The following is a 16,479-nucleotide window of genomic DNA, read 5'->3' as shown; positions in this document are numbered from 1 at the left end:
AGAAAATGAATCCGAACAAAATAGAAAATCGTTATACCGTTCCTTTGGATTTATCCGAACTCAAAAAAGAAGAAGTTTTTTCTGAGTTGATTGATGCAATGGGAACAAAGGTTATGAGACTAGCGTTTACGTATGTGAAAGATGAAAAGATTTCTGAAGATATCACGCAAGAAGTGTTTCTTCGTTGTTATAAACATATTGATCAATTTAGAGGCGATGCATCTATTAAAACATGGATTTACACCATTACAGCGAATTTATGTAAAGATTATTTGCGGAGCTGGTCATACCGAAGGCTTTTTACGTTTGAAAGGTTGGACATCGAAAGTACATCTATAACTAGTGTACTAGATTATGTGTTAGATACGTATGAAAAAAGAAATCTTGCAAATGCCGTGTTGCAGCTGCCAATCAAGTATCGTGAAGTTATTATTTTACACTATTATGAAGATTACTCCGTTCATGAAATAAAGGACATATTACAACTAAATGAAGATACGATTCGTACAAGGTTGAGGAGAGCAAGAGAAAAGCTAAAACTTCACTATTCAAAGGAAAGGCTTGATTGAATGGATAAGCATTTACATCGTTTAAAAGAAAGCATGGACGATACTGTCTTAAAAGATATCCAAATGAACCAGAAGCTGAAAGGGAAAATATTGAAAGATATCTCGAATGAGAACACGAATCAGCAGGTACGTTACGTACAAAAAAAGTGGAATGTGAAAACTGTTTTTGCAAGTATAGCAGCATTATTTCTACTTTTTGTCATTGGCTCATCTATCCTCAACTCTCAAACATCTGGCTATAATGAAAAATCACAACAAGTAGAATTATTAAAGCTTCATTCTGAAATTGTCTCTACATTGAAATCACAAGTTAGAGTGGAAAAAGAACTCATAGAAAAGATTAATAGTAAGGATTATACGATTGATGAGATTAACAAACTTAAAGTTAAGGCAGCAAAAAATTCGTTAGAAGTGTCAAAAGAAATTGGGTCAATGCGAATCCCTGAAACGCTGAACATGTATAAACCGGAATTGAAGGAAAGTTTATATTACTTAAGGAAGTCTTATATGAGTAGAAGTAATGAACTTATGAAAATAGATCAGTGGGTGAGAATACAAATTAATGAAGAACTAAATTACCCTCGAGACGGTGTTGAATCCGACTTGTCCTTCTTTCAATTTGAGTTCAAAATTTACCGAGTGTATGAGAAGTTAGGTCTTCTTAGATCCAGTTATTTAACAGAAATACAAACAACTTCATTAATTAATATTGATTCTTTTCACTATTTTTCAAACATATATAAATAATGAGACATAACAAAGGTGCAGAAATCGCAGGAGGATTTCTGCACTTTTTGTTGAAGTGAGGAGATAAGGAAGTTGTATTTACAATATACAAGTCTATACAATCGTTATAAAACAAAGGTGAAATAAGAGTTAGCATAATGCTAGCAATGTTATAGCAAACCCCTAGTTGAGAATTGATCTAAAGAAATGAGGAGGTACGAACATGTCGAATCAGTTCAAAGGCAGAGTCGCATTAGTTACGGGAGGAAGTCGCGGGATTGGCAAATCAATTAGTGAACGATTTGCAAAAGAAGGAGCGAAAATTGCCCTATTCGATATAAATGAGGAAGCATTAATAGAAACGGTAAGTGAATTCCGTGAATTGGGGTATGAGGTATTTCCGAAGGTTGTCGACGTAACGAAAAGTGAGGAAGTAGAAAATGCTGTAAAAGAAGTACATACAACTTTTGGATCGCTCGATATTTTAGTGAATAATGCTGGAGTCATTCGTGATAATTTGTTGTTTAAAATGACAGATTCGGATTGGGATTTAGTCATGGACGTCCACTTAAAGGGCTCATTTAACATGGCACGTGCTGCGCAGAAATATATGGTTGAACAAAGATATGGTCGGATGATCAACATTTCTTCAACCTCATCTCTAGGTAATCGTGGGCAAGCAAACTATGCTGCTGCGAAAGCGGGTTTACAGGGATTTACGAAAACGTTATCTATTGAACTCGGAAGATATGGAATCACGGTAAACTCGGTTGCGCCAGGCTTCATAGAAACTGATATGACGATGACAACAGCAAAGAGACTTGGAATTACATTCGTCCAACTTATTGAGGCTAGTGTGAGTCAAATCCCAGTAAGAAGAAGCGGGAAACCGGAAGATATTGCAAACGCAGTTGCGTTTTTTGCTGATGAGAGGTCAGGATTTGTTAGTGGTCAAGTGTTGTATGTAGCGGGTGGACCGAAGAATTAAGCTGTGTGTTTGTTTATACGTCGTTTTTTGGATATAAGTACCAAAATAAAGTAGATATGCTTCATTTTTAGGAAATATGCTTCAAAATCATACATAAATGCATCATTGCCAAAATAAGACTGAGGTGATATCAATGTTCACTAGTTTAATTGGAGTAAAATCGAAACGAGTCAAAAATACAGTGGAACGAGGAGCTGTCAAAAAGTTTGCCGATGCAATTGGTGACAATCATCCGATTTATGTAGACGAACAGTTTGGCGCTGAGTCCCGTTATGGTCAAAATATTGCACCACCTACCTTTCCACGCGTGTTTGATTATGGTACGATTGATGGCTTTCAGCTGACAATAGACGGTCTTATTCATGGTGAACAAACCTTTCATTATGAGCGTCCACTACTCATCGGTGAGGACATTTACTGTTACTCAGAAATACTAGATTATTATGATAAAACTGGAAGTCAAGGTCGTCTTGGATTCCTGTTACTTGCAAGCAATGGTGAAGATGAACAAGGGAAGACGCTCTTTTCATCAAAGGGATTGATCATCATTACTGAAGAGGTTAGGAGGTTGACCCAAGCATGATAAAGAAGTTAAAGGATTTGCAAGTTGGAGAAGAATTGCAGACAGTACAATTAACCCCTGTTTCTCGAATCGATCTAATCAAATATGCAGGAGCATCAGGTGACTATAATCCGATTCATACAATTGAGGAAGAAGCGAAGAAGCTAGGTCTTCCAGGAATTATTGCACATGGAATGTGGACGATGGGAAACCTAGCAAAACTGTTCACGCCATTTTATGACGAAGGTTTTCTCAAGGACTATACGATTCGGTTTAAAGGAATGGTGTTCTTAGAAGATGTTGTTACATTAAAAGCCGTGCTAAAAGAAAGAGATGGACATCATTACACCTTCAAAGTTGCAGCTCAAAATCAACATGGCAAAGATGTAATCAAAGGGGAAGTTGTGTATCAATTACTCTAAGCGACAATAATATTATTATGTAAACTAAAAGTAAAAACCAGCGGGTACAATACCACTGGTTTTTACTGCTTATACTCCGCGTCATACGTGTTTTCACCCGCGTGGACTGATAGGATGGTATCGGCATAGCCCACTAATCGGTTCACAATTTCATCGGCAACTGCATAAACGAGTGGATGAAGATCTGAACGATGTAACTTTGGATCATCTAATATAACCGTTGTATTGATCATCACATCACGATTGCCGAATAAATTGTAATGAATAAGGGCTTTCCCCGCGGCGCCACCTGTACGTGGATCTTCATAATGAGGCAAGAAAATATACCACTCTTCAGCAGTTGCAGAACGAAAGTTTTTCGTGAAACGTAATCCATCTATTACTTCATTAATTAATTGTTTCATTTCAGGTTTTAAAACGTCCATGACCCTACTTATTTTCACCTTTTTTGTACATCGTTTTAATTCCTTCTTCTTTATTTTCAAGGTTCAATTGTGGAACTGCCGGAACTTCTTCAGTTGGAATTAAGTTCTTCTTATTTTCTTTGTTCTTCATGTTATACCTCCTTAATGTCCTTTTTATATTTAAAATCAATCTTAATGTTCCGTTTAATCCGTCTTATCTGAAAGATTGGCAAGTTCATCACGATTCATCGCTTGTGGTGGTTTTTCCATCCATCCATTCTTAATCATGAGTTTCGCTCCTTCATATAAATGTAGTTCAAGTTCTGTTATTAAAATTCCATACATTGAATTAATATCTTTTCTTAAACTTGCTCCTAGGGATACACCGAAATCCCCTACAACAGTTGCCATTACAGCATTAATATGAAACATCATGAGTTTATCTGAGAAAGGAGGGAAAATCGATTCTGTGACAGTGTCATTCCATGTCAATGGTGGTTTTAAATGGCTACCATTGATTTTGTCCGTTATCATATCCATATGCTTGCCAGCAGATTCTCTTAATTTTATGAAGAACTTCGTCACTTCCTTAGATCGTGCAGCCTGGCTAAAACCAATACACAATGCTTTACCTAATGAAATGGTTTGGAGATTACCGTACAAATGGGCAATTTCCATTCCTAGTAAAGGACGTGGTTTTCCTATCAGTTCACCAAGAAAGTCATAGGTATGAACAAATTCTGTTTCTTTTGGACCAATTATGTAAGGTGCTCGAATATACAAGCCTTTTTGCAGAGCAACATTTGTCACATTTTCATCAAGTTCTGTTGCATCCTTCAATGCTTCATGATAAAACATACGGACATCTGAGCGAGCGGCAATAGATAACCCTAAGCTATAAGCGTTTAACCCAACACGGCTCATTTGCTTTACATAATGAATATAGAAAGTGTCGTAAAACAAAGCAGGCGCTTGAACGTTGACATCTTCCTCTCCAAATCCAATCGGAATTACATAATTCTCATCTGTAAAGATTTTTGAGATTTGTTCAAGGTGCTTTAGAGAAATGGACAATGATTGTTCAAGAATAGGTTTAATTTCAGTATCCTGAGTGTTTTCTAAAAAGTAGGATAGAACACGAATCGCCATGCTATCGCTAGAAAAAGTAGTATATAAATGGGCAATTTCTGCTGAAGTCAAGTTTATATGATGATCAGTCTCCACAAAGAAAATCCTCCTTATGTTCATAAACATAGTTTTTCCTATTCATTTCAAATTATTTGCTTTATTTACAGGGAATTTCCAATTGATTTAATGAAAGGATAATAAGAGTTTCCTTTTATGAATAGGAGAAAAACATATTAGTATCTTGTGGCATGGAACTGGCATGTTAATTATCAAACTGCCCTAAATAGTAAGAGGCTGGGACATAAGTATTTCAGCAAATGATAAACCCGAACTATTAGGCAATATCTTTCACCTAATAGTTCGGGTCTTTATTTGTTGCTTTCAATAGATTTGTTTGATTTCGCATACTATTTTTAAAAACTAGTGGAATGGAGCGGAAGACACTCGACTCCTGCGGGAAGTAGAGGAAAGGCTGAGACCCCGCAGGCATAGCCGAGGAGGCTCAGCTTCCTCCCCGCGGTATCCGGCGAGTGTCTGCAGCGCAATGGAATGAACTTGTTCCTCCAACTGAACTGATTAATAAATAATATAGTATACGAAAAAAGTATACTTTAATAGATAGAATAATTTATGATATTATTCGCCTTTAAGGATCATTTATTTAGTTATCTCCCAGCCTCTTAAGCGTTTTATTCAAAATATAATTTTCCAGTATGATCCACATAAACTGATTTAATAACAGTACGCTTAAATGTTTCGTTATTATGTTTACCGTCAATTTCTACCGTCATGTTATATACACCTTCGCCAAGCTTAGGAATTTTGTAGCTTTCTCCATTTTTCTTCGCTATTACTTTTCCTTGCTTTAACTTCCCATTTTTATAGTATTCAATTGTCATATTTGTTTTTACATTCAACTTTTTGTTTTTATTATCTACTTTTACTTCTTCTCCAACAATGTCAACTTGGAGATTTTCGTTTACTTCACTATCTAACGTAACGTGTAGTAAATAATGTTCAGTGCTATCTGTCTTTGACTCTACAGACCATTCTCCAGCTGTTGGATTGTCAATCGTGATGGAGTGGTGATAGGCACCGTTAAAGAATTCAGTGTCCATTTCTGTAGAAAAGCTTGTGTAACTGTTATTGTCTGGATCGTTTAATAGAAGAGATGGGTTTTCAGTGTCGCTCATCCAATCGATTGTAACTGAATTTACTCCGCTCTCAACAAAGATGGATTCTTTCTTTTGTCCTTTTGCTGCGCCACCACGAACGAACGTAGAGGCTCCCGGTTCTGCCTCTGCATTTTGTGTTGTTATAGTTGCGGTAGAGGCAATTGTTTCATTTAAGTAATTTTTAAATAAGTTAAACGTTGCTGAACCCGTTTTAATCGTTGTATGGTTCCAATCACCTACACGTAACTCGCTACTGTATGGCAGCCTGGAGCTGGTGACAGTTACTGCGCCATCATTAGAGCCATAGCTGCTTAAGTATAGACCACCCCAATATAGCGAAGAACCAAAGCTTCCCCATTTCGTTCCAGCAAGTGTGTAAAATTTCGATTTGTTTACATTAGCATGACTGTCAGTTTGGCTTCGGAAATTTCTCATATATCCTGTTTGCAATGAGTATGTCGCATCACTTTTACTTCCCATAATATCAGCTAGCCAACCAGCAGAACTGCTATAAGCTAAGTCAGCAAGCTCAGAGCCATAGTGCGGGGAAGAAAGTGTAATCACACGTGCAACATAAGGATAGGCTCCATAATGAACAAGTGCAGATTGAGTATCAATTCCACCTTTACTATGAGCTACAATTACTACTTTTTCTCCAAAATAGTTGTACATATCACGAATCTTTTGTGACAGCAGATACCCGTTGTCCCACATATTTTTCGTTGGATAAAGATCAATAAATGCAGTTTCGTATCCGTTTTGATACGCTATGTCATACATGTTATTTTCGTTCCACCACGTATTAGAAGAACTATTTAACCCATGTACGTACAAAATAGGGTGCTTGGAAGGAGCAACATAAGAAGGGGTTGTACCAACATACCACTGCCCAGGTACACCAGACGGATCATTATCTTTACCAAACGACCCAGCATGAGAAAATGAAGGGAATAACAAGAAAGCGGTTACAAAAACAAGTAACATTTTTTTAAACATCGTTTCACTCCTTATCGTGTAATTAGAGGATATGAAGCTTCTATCCACTTCAAATATATCGATGGTGGTAGTCAGTGTAGTACATTTTTCGTAAGAATGAGAGAAAAGTAGGGAGTATTTTTGATGGAGGTATACCGAAAGTACTAGAGGATGGAATTAGACGTGATAAAAGGTATGTTGAAAGGGAATAATTGAAATAATGTAAGAATTATTGGGGGAATTGTAGGGATTATCACAATGTCTTTATTGAACAAGGCACTCGTGTATCTATCAAGCTTAGTCCGTTTTGCTTTTTTAGCGTAGTATCTTGTGTTCTTGATTGGGTTCAAAGTGAAAAATATAGATTTCTAAAGCAAAACGCTTGGCCAGCTAAGATCCAAGCATTCTTTTTTTCTACCAGATTGTTTATGATAATTTGTTTTTAACATGCCTAGTTTCTCGTAATAAGGTACTAGTGATCATAGTTGAAAAGATTAAAAATTATAGTAACAAAAAAATTGTCCCATTTCATTCATTGATAAATACCATTCCGTTTTTATTGGAAAAATTCTTTAGTCTATATCCACAAGTCATCAACATATATGTTCCAAGTCTGTGTAGTATATAATGAATATATCAAACTCAAGGGACGATCAGCATGAGAACATTATCTCAAAACATAACGAAGGTTCAAGCGCTCGTATTTGGACTCAACTTTTTATTGTATAGTTTGGCAATTCCGATAGATTATAAGCCTTTATCACTTGTTGTTGCCATTTCTACGATTGCGACAATTTTCTTGACGATTCCGTTTATGAGAGGATTGTCCTTTTATTTATCCGTTTTATTTGTCGTTTCTGGAGTAGCCATGCAGGTATTGGTCCATACAGACCTAACAGAATTTATTTTATCTTTTTCGGATTTATCAAGCATCGCAGCGTTTATTGGAATCATCCCAATTTTAGCCATTCCGATTTCGTTAATTCGAACACGTGAAAGTAATCAGTCACTAGAAAAAATGCCGCAGCTTTCTGGAAGTAAGCTATATACAAAAGGTTCTACAATGTCATTTAGTTTAGCTAGCATCATGAATATGGGAGCATTGCCGTTAACGTGGTCGTATTTGAATACGAGCTATAAGTTGGAAAAGGGAGAGGAAGTAACGCAAACCCTTTCTACCTCGATTACACGTGGCTTTGCGTTAGCGATGATTTGGAGTCCGATTGGAGCAGGTGTTGCAATTGTGGCTGAACTCACGAAATCGTCAGTTATTACATTGATTCCCTTTACATTTTTGGCCGCGATAGGTGGCTTAATGCTTGATCGACTTTTACACAAATTACAGACTAGGAATAGGGTTGTGGAGCGAGAGGAACAAGGAGAAACAAAGAAACTCAACATTATATCGTTGGCCATTCCTTTGTTAATTTTCATGTGCCTAACGATTATGTTAGATTTGCTACTTCCATATGGAATGCTCTATATATTAACGGTTGCAACTCTTCCATTCACGTTTGTATGGGTTATTATCATTCGTGAATTACAACCATTTAATCAATCTGTAAAGAGACATTTTAAACAAGTAATCCCTAGTATGTATAGCCAAATTGGTATATTATTGTCAGCTGGATTTTTTGTGAAATCTCTGAAACATGACACATATATTCAGCCTGTTTATCAGTTTTTTACAGTAATAAAAGATCAAGTTGGAACAGGACCGCTCCTAATAATTGGTATGGCGTCTCTTATTTTACTTTCCATAGTTGGGGTTCACCAATTCGTTTCCATCACAATTGTAGCACTTGTCATTAATCCCATTGATTTAGCCATCTCACCGATTATATATGGAGTAGGAATGCTGACAGCGTTATGCATCGGAATTATGATTAGCCCATTTAACGGAACAACGGCCATGATGTCATCCTTAACAAAGAAAGAAACCTTCACGGTTGCCAAATGGAATGCAAAATTCACGGCTATATTATTCGCTGTAGTATCAACGTTTTTACTTGGATTGTTGGCTGTTTTTTAGATGTATTCATTAAATTTATATAAAAACGGAACAATTTTTCACTTCCTGCATATGATTATTCTTGTGTGAGTAATTGATGAAAGGAAGGAAGAACAACATGAATAATCAAGAAAACAACAAGACAACAAACACTTCTGACTATGTATCAGGGTACAAAGTAGTAGAGGTTAACGTATCAAACCTGATTGATAATCTTTACGCAGTCGTGACACCAGTTAAAACAAAATAAGGGTTTATAAGTCATCTTTTTAGGGAGATTGACTACATAAACCCTATGAAGATAGCTATCTAACTTCTGTTAGGTAGCTTTTTATATTTAGGCATATAGGTCTAATTTTATATTTCTAGTTGTTTTGACAAAATTCAAAGGTCCTCTTTGTTACAATCAAAGAATATACAAGCTTTGTCAGGGGGAATAGAGGTATATGATTATTCTTGGTATGAAATTTGGAGTACATAAGTCTGCGGATGTAATGGTAAATTTCTTGAGAGATAATCTTAGAAACCTAGGTGAGTTTCATATTTTTTAAATTCAAAATTATAAATTGAAGATGTCAATCATTTATTCGGTACTGATATACAACATGAAGATGTTGAGACAGTTGGTGGTAAAGGGACTAAGATTAAATTTAATCAATATTTTATTTAAAGTTCAAAGTAGTGATGGAAACCAAATTCAGTATCAAGAGGTTAGAAGATTAAAAGAATAATAATTATTACTGATGCTAACAAATGGTAAAAGGAGAGCTAGAGGTTTTCTTCAAGCTCTTTTTATTATCGATGATCAATTTAAGGATATAATAGAATTATTACTAAAATTATCTACAACTAGAGGTGAAAGTAAATTGACACTAAAATTACGACTTCTTAGTATACTTTCCTCGATATTATTTGTAGGCGGGTGCGCAAGTTCTGAAACGGAGATACAAGTAAAGTCAAAGGATCACGTTGAAAGTCAAGAGAATGGAAATCAGAATGAGGTTCAACTAGAATTAACAGATGATGAACCAGAAGAAAAACCAGAAGAAAAACCTGATGATCCTCAAGTGACAAAGGATTTTGTTTCACTTTACGGGTTAGAACAAGTAGCTATTTCAAGGATTGTTGATGGAGATACAGTAGTTCTTCAAGATGGAAGAAAGGTAAGATTAATTGGTATTAACACTCCCGAGTCAACAACAAGAACAGAGGTATATGGGGAGGAAGCGAAAGAATATACGACTAATGAACTTGACGGAAGAAATGTTTGGATTCAAAAGGATGTTTCCGAAACAGACCGATATAGCAGACACTTGAGAATCATTTGGCTGGATGTACCGACAGATGACATGAATGAAACTGAAATTCGTAAGAAGATGTTCAATGCTCACTTAGTATTAAACGGATTTGCTGAACCGTCAACGTATCCTCCAGATGTTAAATATAGTGAGTACTTTTTAAAATTTGCCAGGGAAGCGAGAGAATCTAACACAGGATTATGGGGCTATGGACCTGATGGAACGACAAAAGGCGATATGGATAAGCGTGCACCAAAATCAAGCTCACCACCAGCGAGTAGTGGAGGAAATGAGAGTTATCAAAACTGTACAGAGCTAAGAAAGATTTATCCTGATGGTGTTCCATCTACTCACCCAGCCTATTCTTCAAAACATGATCGTGATAAAGACAACTGGGCTTGCGAGTGAAAAATATGTTTCAATAATGAAAAAAGCCATGTATCATAAAAACAAGGATACATGGCTTTTTTCTATTTATGTAGTTATATAGTAGGGTATATATTTTAAAGAAGGAGGTGAAATAATGCTCGAAGTGTTATACATAATAGCTGCATATTTAGTTGGAAACATTATGACTGCCTTCATTGTGATGAGAATCAAAAATGGTGGTGACATCAGGCAACTTGGCAGTGGAAATGTCGGGGCACGTAATGTTGGTAGATTAATAGGGAAAAAGGGTTTTCTCATTACGGCAATAGGTGATGGGTTAAAAGGAGTGCTCGTAATTGGTGGTGCGAAGTATTTAGATTTCTCCGTCGAAGTTCAACTCCTTTCCATGCTCGCAGTTATCGTAGGACACATATGGCCTTTTACCTTGAAGTTTAAAGGTGGATTAGGAATTGCAACCTTTATCGGTGCGCTATTAACGTTTCATCCGGTTGTAACATTAGTTTTTGTTATTATATTTCTTATTTTTTTACTCATACTTCGAAGTGTTACGTTAGCCGCTATGAGCGGGTTTGCACTTATTCCTATTATTCTACTGTATATCACTCATTCAATCACCTCCTTCATCTTAATGGGTATCGTTGTAGCGATCATGATTTTCGTTCATTGGGATGGAATTAAGGAGAAGTTGGAATGACTTCAACTAAAAGCACTCGATTCAGAGTGCTTTTTTGATATAGATTCTTGCCTATTTTCAATATAGACTAGTTACCTATTCCTTTGTCATTCCATATAGATACAGGGATGAAACTTAAAGGAGGCTTTACACAATGCATGATATTATGGGAAGAACACATTACTATTGGTGTAAAATGCAAGAGGCGGCTGCACAATATCATCACTATAATCAATGTTTCAATCAATTAAATTCAATGTTAACAAGTGGAGGTATGACTCCAGAAATGGGTCCAACCATGGTAAGCCCATACATGACTCCAGAAATGGGTACAACTATGATGAGTCCAGATATGAATCCAGGAATGAGTCCAACTATGGTGAGTCCAGTTATGAATCCAGGCATGAATCCATCCATGGTGAGTCCTACCATGAGTCCAGGTATGATGAATCCAGGCGGCATGAGCCCTGTAGTAAATACGATGAGTCCTGTTTGGGGCACTGAAATGAGTCCAGATATGGCTGAGAGCATGGGAAACCCAGGATTCCACTTCCATTCAGAAATTAACCCAGCAACTCAAGTGAATCCATACTTGAACGTTAGCCCATATACACAAGTAAATCCAAGCTTAGAAGTAAACCCACAGACTCAAGTAAATCCTAGTTTAAATAGCAATATCGAAGTAAACCCTAACACACAAGCATATTTTAACTTCGATCCAGATTTTAATTTAAGCATTGGGAATAAGTGGGGTCAATAGATAGTGAAAAATAGCCTGGTCTAGTCGACACAGGCTATTTTTATTTTGGTCTCTCGGTTTTGTAAATCAAATTAAATTGAGAGTTCGAATAATAAAAGAATCATGATAGAATAATAGTACATTACAGCATATACTTTATAGCTTACATAACTTTATTTACCTAGAAGAAAGAAGGTATTGGCGTGGAATGTAAAGTCTATACCCTTAATGCATTTACAAAACAATCAAAAGGTGGAAACCCTGCTGGTGTAGTCCTACAATCTGACTTTTTATCAGACGAACAAATGCAAACCATTGCTAGAAAAGTCGGTTTTTCCGAGACGGCTTTTGTGCAACACTCAAAAGTTGCAGATTACATGATTCGTTATTTTACACCAGTTCAGGAAGTGGATCTATGTGGACATGCGACGATTGCAGCTTTTCAGTTGATAAGACAGACAGGTGTTGGAAACGGCATTTATAAGATTGAAACAAAAGCGGGAATCCTAGAAGTTGTTATAGAGTCTGAGTATATTTATCTTTCTCAAGCTTTGCCTACATTTGATAAAGTAATTGAGCCTGACGAAATTGTTCAATCGCTTTACATACTTGAAACGGATTTAAATCTTGAGTTTCCGATTCAAATTGTTTCAACTGGACTCCGCGATATAATCATTCCAATCAAAAACAAGGAAATATTACATAACATTCAACCAAATTTTCAAGAGATTACTACAATCAGTAAAAAGTACAATGTAATTGGATACCATTTGTTTACATTAGATACCGAGCGAGTAATAGCAAGTTGTCGGAACTTTGCTCCTTTGTATGACATACTCGAAGAAAGCGCAACAGGTACATCAAATGGTGCACTTACTTGTTATTTACATAAGTATAAAGCTCTTGGAAGTGGTTCTTATTTATTTGTACAAGGTGAAGCGATGCAGCAATCTTCATTGATTATTACTAGATTACTAGTAAATACACATGACAGTGTAGATCGAATTGAAGTTGGTGGAACAGCAGGTGAGATTCAAATTCAACATATTGAGATATAGGAAAGTCTGGATGGTGTAACATATGTCAGAAACGATAAAACGGCAAGAAGTAGATTTATATAAACCGATTCACAAGTATTTTACGCAAGAAGGTTATGATGTTTATGGAGAAGTGAACGATTGTGATGTCGCAGCAGTAAGAGGCGAGGAGTTAGTCGTTATTGAGTTGAAGCTGAACTTAACGGTCGATCTACTTGTGCAAGCAACGAAGCGTCAACGGTTAACGGATCAAGTATACATTGCCATACCGAAGCCGAAATATAAACTGCGTTCGAAACGCTGGACAGATCTTTGTCACTTAATTCGAAGACTTGAACTAGGTTTAATCGTCATAACGTTTTCTGGAAATCGGAAAAAGGTGGAGGTTATGTTTGGTCCATCCACTTTTGATCGTAAAAGAAGCTTTAACAAAAAAAGACGTTCAGCCTTATTAAAAGAAATCAACGGACGCAGTGCTGATTACAATGTAGGTGGAAGTAATAAAACGAAAATCATGACAGCCTACAAAGAAAACTGCATCCAAATCGCATGCTACCTGGACAAATATGGACAGCTATCACCGAAAGCACTAAAGCAACTGGGAACAGGCGAAAAAACCTCCTCCATCTTAACTAAAAACTACTACAACTGGTTCAACCGAGCTGAGCGTGGCATCTACGAATTAACCGAAAAAGGCAAAACAGAAATAAGAGATAATCCAGAGATTTATGAGTATTGGTGCCAGTTACTTGTCGAATAATCTTTATGGATAAAGGATGTTTTTCCTTTATTAATGATTAGAAACTTTCAGTTGTAAAACTATTCTGAACAGAGATAATAAATCCAACAACAGGCATTAATAATAAAAAAACAGAGTAAGTATGAAAAGGAGCATTCAATGTTCAAACATTTTTCCGTTATTGAAACGAGTAGATTAATATTAAGACAGGTCACGCCAGCGGATGCAAAGGATATGTTTGCCTATTTATCTGATAAAGATGTTGTGAAACATATGGGGTTAGAGCCTGCTCAAACTGAAGAGGAAGTACTAGATGAAATTAGATGGTATAAATCAATACATGAGGAAGGCACAGGAATAAGATGGGGAATTACACTTAAAGACTCAGGTAGGGTAATAGGTAGTTGCGGGTTTTTGAATATGAAATCTAAACATTACCGTGCTGAAGTTGGATATGAATTAAATAAAGATTACTGGGGAAAAGGGATTGCTAAAGAAGCGTTGGAAGCAGTTGTTAAGTATGGTTTTAAGCATTTTCAATTAGAAAGAATTGAGGCATTAATTGAACCGGACAATGTACCATCAATCAAACTAGTAGAAAAGCTAGGTTTTACTAGAGAAGGGTTGCTTAGACATTATGAATTTACTTGTGGTAAATTTGATGATTTATATATGTTTTCAATTTTAAAAGGAGAGACATCTTGATCTTATTTTACTCTTTTTGACGTTTAGAAATATTAGTATCGTTTTAAACGTGTTTGTGAGTCTTTACTCGGTTTACCCACCTTTTTCTTACATAAGTAATTTCATATAGAATGAATAATGAAATTTTTGAATATGACATATAAGTCAATTTTTAGACGATAGAAGGAGAATCTTAAAGATTCTTCTTTTTTTGTCATTTACAAATAATAGGATCAAACCTTTTTCAACTTTGTCCACCACACACTGCTCTCGTTCTTTACTTAGTAAGATGAAATACATTGAGCTTTAAGAATTAAAACTTCATAATAATCCTCATAAAAAAATGTACCAAGAAAAAAATTAAATAAATCCACACCTATAATGTCTAAACATACTACATTTCAACTTTTGAATTAGGAGATACTACTACAAGAACTATTATCTTGATAGGAGATATATATGAATAATGATAAATATATAAGCTTAGTTGATAAAAATGGGAACGAGATTGAAAAATTAATCTCTGAAAAAATAGATATATGGAGAGAATACGTGCTCTTTTCAGAACTATGGTGGTTAGGAGTGGCTCTTTCAATAATCCCTTGGATCATTTGGTTTTTTATTCGTAAAAAAGATAGCACTGATCGATTATTGTATACTGCACTATTTGTGATGGTTGTTTCACTTTGCCTAGATGTATTGGGGGATCAACTGGGGGTTTGGGGATACCGTTTTAATGTGATACCTGTCCTTCCTACATATGTACCTTGGGATATCACATTAATGCCTCTAACAGTCATAATCATACTTCAAATAAGACCAGGAGCGAACCCTTTAATAAAAGCGTTAATATTTGCCGTAATTAGTTCTTATTTAGCTGAACCTTTTTTTCACTGGTTACAAATCTATAATCTTAAGCACTGGCGATATAGTTATTCGGTACCAATTCAGATTGTGATTTATTTAATGGCCCACTATATTTCAAAAAGAAACAACTTTGCATCCTTAAATGAGTGAGTGGATCGAGCTTAAGAGAGATAACAGATTAGTTAGAATAGAATTTTTTCGGTCATAATGCAAAGACTATTAATAAGTATTTACACTATAAATTTCAAAACCAAGCTAAAGGCACTAGAAATCTTCATATTACTAATCAATAAAAAATAGTTACAGGAGACTTGTATCCCACTTAACTTTAACAATAGCCCTACTTTGTTTTGCTTTTTGGAAGGGGGATTGGCGAAATTGGCAAAAATATGCCCTAACGATTGCTTATGTAATAATATGTAATTTCCTTTATAACCTATTGTGCAAAGACTATTTACTATGGGAACATAAACCCGATATTCTGCCAAAAAAACACTATATTGTTGAATTATTTTACTTATTTATTATCCTGCCAGCTATAACTCTTATATATCTTACTCACTACCCATTCTTAAAGAAAAAAAGTCATCAGCTCCTATATATCATGTATTGGGTAATAGGTTCAATCATTATTGAATTCCCTTTTGTAAAGTTCGAGAGACTTCTCTTGAAGCATGGTTACGAATATTGGATGGAAATATTCTTTTATAGTGCGATGTACTTGATGATTCGCCTTCATTTCACAAGACCTTTACTTACATATGGAATATCAGTCATATGTGTTGTATTTATGGTTTGGTTTTTTAATGTACCACTTAAGTAAAAAAGTAAGGGTATATTTGTCGAGTTCGTTTTTGAAAGGACATTTAAAAATAGCTGGAAAGGCTACTGCTACAATAAAGTAGCCATTTTGGTGCATGAAAATAAAAGGATTTGGGGTGAAATGTTGCTCATGATCGTCTTATCAAGTCTTTTATTCTCTAGATTATTCTTGCCCACAATTTTAAAGTTGAACAAGAAATAGTAAGTGTTATTTCGACAAGTTGAAATAGAGGGCCAATGGTTTTAGGGGACTGATAAGGAGATGAATCT

The 16,479-nt window shown here is 35.7% G+C and carries 19 protein-coding genes; 15 read left to right on the top strand and 4 right to left on the bottom strand.

Annotation, left to right across the window (positions count from 1 at the left end):
- The first annotated feature begins 5 nt into the window (after positions 1 to 5).
- The 5 genes from JR050_RS09605 (at position 6) to JR050_RS09585 (ending at position 3,267) form a co-directional block, all read left to right on the top strand.
- Complete coding sequence (locus JR050_RS09605; protein WP_239454247.1) at positions 6 to 569, top strand: sigma-70 family RNA polymerase sigma factor; 564 nt, start codon at positions 6 to 8, stop codon at positions 567 to 569.
- Positions 570 to 1,316: a hypothetical protein gene (locus JR050_RS09600; protein WP_204203278.1), complete on the top strand. Its 747-nt coding sequence runs from the start codon at positions 570 to 572 to the stop codon at positions 1,314 to 1,316.
- A 202-nt stretch (positions 1,317 to 1,518) separates the two neighbouring features.
- Positions 1,519 to 2,283 (top strand): beta-ketoacyl-ACP reductase, encoded by a 765-nt coding sequence (locus JR050_RS09595; protein WP_204203277.1) that lies wholly within the window; start codon positions 1,519 to 1,521, stop codon positions 2,281 to 2,283.
- 133 nt (positions 2,284 to 2,416) lie between these two features.
- Positions 2,417 to 2,866, top strand: coding sequence for a MaoC family dehydratase N-terminal domain-containing protein (locus tag JR050_RS09590; protein ID WP_204203276.1), 450 nt, complete (start codon positions 2,417 to 2,419; stop codon positions 2,864 to 2,866).
- Positions 2,863 to 3,267, top strand: a complete 405-nt coding sequence (locus tag JR050_RS09585; protein ID WP_239454246.1) for a MaoC/PaaZ C-terminal domain-containing protein — start codon at positions 2,863 to 2,865, stop codon at positions 3,265 to 3,267. Before JR050_RS09590 ends, JR050_RS09585 begins: the two co-directional genes overlap by 4 nt.
- Before the next feature lie 62 nt (positions 3,268 to 3,329).
- Here the strand turns inward: JR050_RS09585 and JR050_RS09580 are convergent, their stop codons facing one another.
- From JR050_RS09580 to JR050_RS09570, 4 genes are all read right to left on the bottom strand, one after another.
- On the bottom strand, positions 3,330 to 3,692 hold the full coding sequence (locus JR050_RS09580) for a hypothetical protein (RefSeq protein WP_204203275.1): 363 nt from the start codon (positions 3,690 to 3,692) through the stop codon (positions 3,330 to 3,332).
- 4 nt (positions 3,693 to 3,696) lie between these two features.
- Positions 3,697 to 3,822 carry a hypothetical protein gene (locus JR050_RS20520; RefSeq protein ID WP_283244065.1) on the bottom strand — a complete coding sequence of 42 codons (126 nt, stop codon included), beginning with the start codon at positions 3,820 to 3,822 and terminating at the stop codon, positions 3,697 to 3,699.
- 53 nt (positions 3,823 to 3,875) lie between these two features.
- A complete protein-coding gene (locus tag JR050_RS09575) occupies positions 3,876 to 4,895 on the bottom strand; it encodes a DUF3231 family protein (RefSeq protein ID WP_204203274.1) in 1,020 nt (339 codons plus the stop codon).
- A gap of 593 nt (positions 4,896 to 5,488) precedes the next feature.
- Complete coding sequence (locus JR050_RS09570; protein WP_204203273.1) at positions 5,489 to 6,970, bottom strand: esterase/lipase family protein; 1,482 nt, start codon at positions 6,968 to 6,970, stop codon at positions 5,489 to 5,491.
- Between the two features lie 637 nt (positions 6,971 to 7,607).
- Here JR050_RS09570 and JR050_RS09565 point away from each other — a divergent pair.
- The 10 genes from JR050_RS09565 to JR050_RS20810 all read left to right on the top strand — a co-directional run bounded on the left by JR050_RS09565 (position 7,608) and on the right by JR050_RS20810 (position 16,210).
- The gene (locus JR050_RS09565; protein WP_204203272.1) at positions 7,608 to 8,981 is read left to right on the top strand and encodes a hypothetical protein; all 1,374 of its coding nucleotides are present in this window, start codon (positions 7,608 to 7,610) and stop codon (positions 8,979 to 8,981) included.
- Positions 8,982 to 9,078: 97 nt separating this feature from the next.
- The gene (locus tag JR050_RS20515) at positions 9,079 to 9,210 is read left to right on the top strand and encodes a hypothetical protein (RefSeq protein WP_283244064.1); all 132 of its coding nucleotides are present in this window, start codon (positions 9,079 to 9,081) and stop codon (positions 9,208 to 9,210) included.
- 616 nt (positions 9,211 to 9,826) lie between these two features.
- On the top strand, positions 9,827 to 10,666 hold the full coding sequence (locus tag JR050_RS09560; protein ID WP_239454244.1) for a thermonuclease family protein: 840 nt from the start codon (positions 9,827 to 9,829) through the stop codon (positions 10,664 to 10,666).
- A gap of 115 nt (positions 10,667 to 10,781) precedes the next feature.
- Positions 10,782 to 11,342 carry a glycerol-3-phosphate acyltransferase gene (locus JR050_RS09555; protein ID WP_204203270.1) on the top strand — a complete coding sequence of 187 codons (561 nt, stop codon included), beginning with the start codon at positions 10,782 to 10,784 and terminating at the stop codon, positions 11,340 to 11,342.
- A gap of 133 nt (positions 11,343 to 11,475) precedes the next feature.
- The gene (locus JR050_RS09550) at positions 11,476 to 12,081 is read left to right on the top strand and encodes a hypothetical protein (RefSeq protein WP_204203269.1); all 606 of its coding nucleotides are present in this window, start codon (positions 11,476 to 11,478) and stop codon (positions 12,079 to 12,081) included.
- 182 nt (positions 12,082 to 12,263) lie between these two features.
- On the top strand, positions 12,264 to 13,118 hold the full coding sequence (locus JR050_RS09545) for a PhzF family phenazine biosynthesis isomerase (protein WP_204203268.1): 855 nt from the start codon (positions 12,264 to 12,266) through the stop codon (positions 13,116 to 13,118).
- Positions 13,119 to 13,140: 22 nt separating this feature from the next.
- Positions 13,141 to 13,857, top strand: a complete 717-nt coding sequence (locus tag JR050_RS09540; RefSeq protein ID WP_204203267.1) for a DUF2161 domain-containing phosphodiesterase — start codon at positions 13,141 to 13,143, stop codon at positions 13,855 to 13,857.
- 138 nt (positions 13,858 to 13,995) lie between these two features.
- Entirely contained in the window at positions 13,996 to 14,541 is a 546-nt protein-coding gene (locus JR050_RS09535) for a GNAT family N-acetyltransferase (RefSeq protein WP_204203266.1), read from the top strand.
- Between the two features lie 438 nt (positions 14,542 to 14,979).
- Positions 14,980 to 15,537, top strand: coding sequence for a CBO0543 family protein (locus JR050_RS09530; RefSeq protein ID WP_204203265.1), 558 nt, complete (start codon positions 14,980 to 14,982; stop codon positions 15,535 to 15,537).
- A 139-nt stretch (positions 15,538 to 15,676) separates the two neighbouring features.
- Positions 15,677 to 16,210 (top strand): CBO0543 family protein, encoded by a 534-nt coding sequence (locus JR050_RS20810; protein ID WP_430392876.1) that lies wholly within the window; start codon positions 15,677 to 15,679, stop codon positions 16,208 to 16,210.
- Positions 16,211 to 16,479: the final 269 nt, after the last annotated feature.

This window comes from Bacillus suaedaesalsae (assembly GCF_016890225.1).
GTDB classification, from domain to species: Bacteria; Bacillota; Bacilli; order Bacillales; family SA4; genus Bacillus_BS; species Bacillus_BS suaedaesalsae.
This window is presented reverse-complemented; position numbering and strand designations above follow the sequence as displayed.

What these genes read in the sequence shown, in the direction of transcription:
- JR050_RS09605 (WP_239454247.1), top strand. Translation starts at nt 6, where the DNA reads ATGAATCCGAACAAAATAGAAAATCGTTATACCGTTCCTTTGGATTTA.
- JR050_RS09600 (WP_204203278.1), top strand. Translation starts at nt 570, where the DNA reads ATGGATAAGCATTTACATCGTTTAAAAGAAAGCATGGACGATACTGTC.
- JR050_RS09595 (WP_204203277.1), top strand. Translation starts at nt 1,519, where the DNA reads ATGTCGAATCAGTTCAAAGGCAGAGTCGCATTAGTTACGGGAGGAAGT.
- JR050_RS09590 (WP_204203276.1), top strand. Translation starts at nt 2,417, where the DNA reads ATGTTCACTAGTTTAATTGGAGTAAAATCGAAACGAGTCAAAAATACA.
- JR050_RS09585 (WP_239454246.1), top strand. Translation starts at nt 2,863, where the DNA reads ATGATAAAGAAGTTAAAGGATTTGCAAGTTGGAGAAGAATTGCAGACA.
- JR050_RS09580 (WP_204203275.1), bottom strand. Translation starts at nt 3,692, where the DNA reads ATGGACGTTTTAAAACCTGAAATGAAACAATTAATTAATGAAGTAATA.
- JR050_RS20520 (WP_283244065.1), bottom strand. Translation starts at nt 3,822, where the DNA reads ATGAAGAACAAAGAAAATAAGAAGAACTTAATTCCAACTGAAGAAGTT.
- JR050_RS09570 (WP_204203273.1), bottom strand. Translation starts at nt 6,970, where the DNA reads ATGTTTAAAAAAATGTTACTTGTTTTTGTAACCGCTTTCTTGTTATTC.
- JR050_RS09565 (WP_204203272.1), top strand. Translation starts at nt 7,608, where the DNA reads ATGAGAACATTATCTCAAAACATAACGAAGGTTCAAGCGCTCGTATTT.
- JR050_RS20515 (WP_283244064.1), top strand. Translation starts at nt 9,079, where the DNA reads ATGAATAATCAAGAAAACAACAAGACAACAAACACTTCTGACTATGTA.
- JR050_RS09555 (WP_204203270.1), top strand. Translation starts at nt 10,782, where the DNA reads ATGCTCGAAGTGTTATACATAATAGCTGCATATTTAGTTGGAAACATT.
- JR050_RS09550 (WP_204203269.1), top strand. Translation starts at nt 11,476, where the DNA reads ATGCATGATATTATGGGAAGAACACATTACTATTGGTGTAAAATGCAA.
- JR050_RS09540 (WP_204203267.1), top strand. Translation starts at nt 13,141, where the DNA reads ATGTCAGAAACGATAAAACGGCAAGAAGTAGATTTATATAAACCGATT.
- JR050_RS09535 (WP_204203266.1), top strand. Translation starts at nt 13,996, where the DNA reads ATGTTCAAACATTTTTCCGTTATTGAAACGAGTAGATTAATATTAAGA.
- JR050_RS09530 (WP_204203265.1), top strand. Translation starts at nt 14,980, where the DNA reads ATGAATAATGATAAATATATAAGCTTAGTTGATAAAAATGGGAACGAG.